General features: G+C 31.5%; 7 protein-coding genes. 2 read left to right on the top strand and 5 right to left on the bottom strand.

What is annotated here, in order from left to right:
• Nucleotides 1-108: 108 nt before the first annotated feature.
• Together coaD and rsmD are read right to left on the bottom strand one after the other, a co-directional pair.
• Nucleotides 109-594 carry a pantetheine-phosphate adenylyltransferase gene (gene coaD, locus RPL90_RS03185; RefSeq protein ID WP_313545217.1) on the bottom strand — a complete coding sequence of 162 codons (486 nt, stop codon included), beginning with the start codon at nucleotides 592-594 and terminating at the stop codon, nucleotides 109-111.
• Nucleotides 587-1,138, bottom strand: coding sequence for a 16S rRNA (guanine(966)-N(2))-methyltransferase RsmD (rsmD, locus tag RPL90_RS03190; RefSeq protein ID WP_313545257.1), 552 nt, complete (start codon nucleotides 1,136-1,138; stop codon nucleotides 587-589). The genes coaD and rsmD overlap by 8 nt, the downstream gene beginning before the upstream one ends.
• 70 nt (nucleotides 1,139-1,208) lie before the next feature.
• Here rsmD and RPL90_RS03195 point away from each other — a divergent pair, with 70 nt between their 5' ends.
• Nucleotides 1,209-1,598: a DUF7147 family protein gene (locus tag RPL90_RS03195; RefSeq protein WP_313545271.1), complete on the top strand. Its 390-nt coding sequence runs from the start codon at nucleotides 1,209-1,211 to the stop codon at nucleotides 1,596-1,598.
• Nucleotides 1,599-1,626: 28 nt separating this feature from the next.
• Here the strand turns inward: RPL90_RS03195 and RPL90_RS03200 are convergent, their stop codons facing one another.
• Nucleotides 1,627-1,878 carry a YlbG family protein gene (locus tag RPL90_RS03200; protein WP_313545332.1) on the bottom strand — a complete coding sequence of 84 codons (252 nt, stop codon included), beginning with the start codon at nucleotides 1,876-1,878 and terminating at the stop codon, nucleotides 1,627-1,629.
• Nucleotides 1,879-2,010: 132 nt separating this feature from the next.
• On the opposite strand from RPL90_RS03200, the gene RPL90_RS03205 reads away from it, so the two are divergent.
• Nucleotides 2,011-2,928, top strand: a complete 918-nt coding sequence (locus RPL90_RS03205; RefSeq protein ID WP_313545288.1) for a glycerophosphodiester phosphodiesterase — start codon at nucleotides 2,011-2,013, stop codon at nucleotides 2,926-2,928.
• Nucleotides 2,929-3,022: 94 nt separating this feature from the next.
• Here RPL90_RS03205 and RPL90_RS03210 read toward each other — a convergent pair whose 3' ends face one another.
• Complete coding sequence (locus RPL90_RS03210) at nucleotides 3,023-3,457, bottom strand: YlbF/YmcA family competence regulator (protein ID WP_313545303.1); 435 nt, start codon at nucleotides 3,455-3,457, stop codon at nucleotides 3,023-3,025.
• Nucleotides 3,458-3,475: 18 nt separating this feature from the next.
• On the bottom strand, nucleotides 3,476-4,365 hold an 890-nt coding region (locus tag RPL90_RS03215; protein WP_313545319.1), incomplete at its 5' end, for a CAP-associated domain-containing protein.

Here is a 4,365-nt window from a genome sequence, read left to right on the forward strand (position 1 = left end):
ATATTCATCTAAACAAACATTACTACCACCTAAAAAAACGATACAGTATTAACATAAATAAAAGCCAAACAATATAACTTAATTATATTGCTTGGCTTTTATTATTTGTTATTTTTTAAATTTATCATTCAATGCTTTAGCAACATGTTTGGGTACAAAATCAGATACATCCGCTTTATAAGCAGCAACTTCTTTAACTACACTTGAACTTATAAATGAATAATTTGTACTCGTCATCATGTAAAAAGTTTCAACATCACTATTTAACTTTTTATTCATAGACGTTAAACGTAATTCATATTCAAAGTCACTTACCGCTCTTAACCCTCTGATAATTGTTTTGGCTCCAATTTCATCACAAAAATCTACTAACAATCCGCTAAATTGATGAACAACCACATTAGCTAAATGCTTAACAGATGCCTTAATTAACTCGATACGTTCATCTACTGAAAATGTTCCAGACTTACTACTATTTTTTAAAACACAAATATGTATTTCTTCAAATCGATCCGCACTTCGTTCGATTATATCGATATGACCATAAGTAATGGGATCAAAACTACCTGGGATTACTGCTTTTGTATTAGTCATACGAAACTCCTTTTTTAAGTAACAAAGTATCCGTTAATCCATAATGATAACGTTTAATTGCTTCAAAAGCTGTATAATCAATATCCTCTTTATGATTAAACTCACAAACGATAATACCATTTTCTTTTAATAAATCAAATTTATCAATTCCTAACAAGGCCTCGTCTATCAGTCCTTTTTCATATGGAGGATCTAAAAAGATAACATCAAATTGAATTTCTCTTTTATTTAGTGCTTTGAGTGCCCTGTCTGCATTATTTTTATAAACTTCAGCTTTATCCATGATATTTAAACTTTTTAAGTTCCCTTTTATCACTTGCACTGCTTTAAAGTTTTGGTCTACAAAAATCATTTTTTCCATGCCTCTAGAAAGTGCCTCTATACCTAATGCGCCGCTTCCAGCGAAAAGGTCTAGACCAATACCGTTAATTTCATGCAAACTATTAAAAATTCCTTCTTTAACTTTATCCATAGTAGGTCGAGTATTACGACCTTCCATGCTTTCTAAAGGTTTACTTTTATGTATACCAGAAATCACTCTCATGGTACTCCCACTTCCAATCCCGAAATATATTTTATATAATGCATTATGCATATTAATTAGGAGGTTCCTTATGAAACAGTCTTTTATTTATCTAGGAGAAGGTCTAACTGATTTATTTGAATTTACAACACTTATCGAATATAACTACAAACGTGTTGATGCTGTAGTATTTTTCCATACTCCTAAATCGCAAAAACAACTTAGTTCCGTTGCTTTAGTCATGCAGCCAACTTCGGAAAATCACTTTCAAGCTATTTACATTATGTTAAATGCAGTAACGTATCCATACCCACAAAGTAATAAGAAGAATGATATTATTACTGCTAGCGCAAACAACTATAATATACCCATTAAAGGTATAGACGTTCAGCCACCCGAAACCTTTCATGATAACGAATTATACTTTAATTATTTAAAAAGCGTATTACGACTACAAAACTGGATACCACCATTACAATAAGTGATTTTAATAACAACAATTTCAACTATTAAGATAATTCATGTTTCTCTTTGTCATATACTTTTTTCAAATATTTATAGGGTGAACCATCAATATTTCTCACATATTTAAGTTTCATTAATTTATTAACGACATCATCAGCATCCGCTTCATTAACATACAAAACGACATATTTCTTTTGTTTATTTGTAGCAACGATGTGGCCAAATTTTCGAATTTGTCGTTCGTGTTTCATATGTTTAAGATAAATAATTAAACTTGTTCTTGAAATTATGTTCATATTCTTCATCACTCCGTTTATTAGCCACTTCATAATATCACGTCTCCATAAAATTATAAATGATATTTTCTTTTATACTTATACACGTTTTGATACGATATTACATATATGTATCCACTAAGGAGGTTTACAATGACTAAAATAAATACCTTACTAAAAGCAACATTCGTCACTACAATCGGTGTGGTAAGTAGTATGTTTTTCATCTCTAAGTATACACTTAAACCTAAAGACAAAACAATTCCTGCATTTTTCACGCATCCTGCACCTTATATTTTCGCACATAGAGGTGGTATGGCCGTGAGACCTGAATTAACAAAATTAGCATTCGACAACGCTATTAATTATAAAATAGACGGATTCGAGACTGATGTAAGATTAACGAAAGATAAACAACTAGTAGTATTTCATGACGCTACAGTTGATCGTACAACTAATGGTTCTGGCAAAGTAGCAGAACATACATTAGAAGAACTTAAACAGTTGGACGCCGGCTATTATTTTTCAGATATTAACAGGCAATATGTTTATCGTGGACACAAAGATGCTAAAATTTTATCTTTTGCAGAATTATTAACTCTATATCCAAATTATCTTATAAATGTTGATTTAAAAGATGCACCTAATAGCGAGCAAGGTCGATTAGCGCCAAACATTATATTTGAAGAAATTATTAAACACAATGCTCAAGATCGTGTATTAGTTACGAGTTTCCACGAACAACAAATAAAACGTTTTAACGACATTAGTAATGGCGTTGTAGCTATAGGTGCTAGCCAAAACGAAGTGGCCGATGGATTTATAAAATTTATGTCGGGCCTTGGCAATACTTATCAAGGTAATGCCAATACTTTCCAGATGCCTCCTAATTTTAAAGGCATTAGTTTAACTTCAACAAAATTTATTTCTTGGTTAATCCAACGCAATATTATTCCTGGCTATTATGATGTTAACAATATAGATTTAATGCAGGATTTAATAAATAAAGGCGCACACACGATAGTTATCGATAACCCTGAATTAGCCGACCGTTTTAAAGCAATTTCTTAATCAATATATTTAAACTTCAACGCACGTTTATACAACTATAAATGTATAAGCATATAAAAAGCACTCAAACTCAGTTTGAGTGCTTTTAAGTATATTATAATGAACAGTTACATGAACCACCAGTCGAACAACCACCTGCATCTTTTTGAAAGAACGGATTCCCCGCTTCAATTTTTACATTCTCAGAAAAAGCAAATGCAATTTTTGTAATAATTTCATCTACTAATGTTTGTAACGCCATTTCTTTTTTCTTGAAGTCGACAACTACTGGTAAAGTTTCGTATGCTCTTTTACGTTTTCGAGTATCCATCATGACATTTTGATAATCGGGATGATATTTACCAAAACGCATAACTTCGTCATACTTTGCTTTTGATTTTAAAAATGCTTGATATAATAAATGGGCCTCATCGTTATGTGCTAATTCCTTCTCTGCCATCTGATAGTCTTGATATAATTCTGACTTAACAATCATTTCTCCTAAGCCTTCAATATCATCTAAAACTGATACTGTTTCTTCTGTAATCATCTATTGATACACCTCGCCTTATTTGTCTTTGATAAATATTAACGTATAGTAATCGTCCATTACATCTCCGCCCATTTGATTATATTTCGTATTTAGCATTCTTGAGCGATGTATATCTGAGTTCATCCAACTATGGATTAGCGTTGGTACATCATTAAACTCGTAACCGACATTTTGACTCGTTGAGACGAATGGTACTTGTTTAGCATTTAACTGTTGTTTTAATGCATCTTCAGTAAATTCAACACTGTCTGAACCCGTAGCATCATATAAATTATAAGACGCTATATGAGAGAGTTGGTTATTCACTTTTAAAGGTTTTAATCCTTTAAGTTTTCTCATTTCATTAGTGATTTCATATAAAGTCATTAATTGATTTGGATTTTGTTCATAAGGTAACGCATCTTCTCTTGGTTTTTTAGCATCTTCTGAATTAACAGTTTGATATGGTTTAAACGTGTTAAGTGCATCACTGTCTAAAAAGCGTACACCGATAATCTTATTAGATTGTTGGTCTACGTATACTTGTGCATACATTTTACCGAACTTAACTAACGTTTGTGTTTTCATATCTTCATCTGATAATTCTATATCATATTTTTTTCCATTAACATGAATTGTGGGTTCTGGATTTATCGTTAGATGTTCGAATACTGAAGAAGCTCTGTCTTGTATTTTAAGTGGGCTAACATCGGCATTTTTACCTGTGGCATACACTGATTTAATAATGTCTTTTTTCGTCGTCACCACATAATATTGATTATTGCCCCTAAACACATAATTTTTAAAACCATTTTGGTATGGATATGTACGATTTGCTTGACCAAACTTTTTAGTTAAATGGTTAATATTTTTGCCCATCCAAGTCCCTACACCTTTTTTAGGTATTTTATTTTCAGTATTTTGTT

Origin of the sequence: Staphylococcus kloosii, assembly GCF_032139365.1 — a bacterium.
GTDB classification, from domain to species: domain Bacteria; phylum Bacillota; class Bacilli; order Staphylococcales; family Staphylococcaceae; genus Staphylococcus; species Staphylococcus kloosii_A.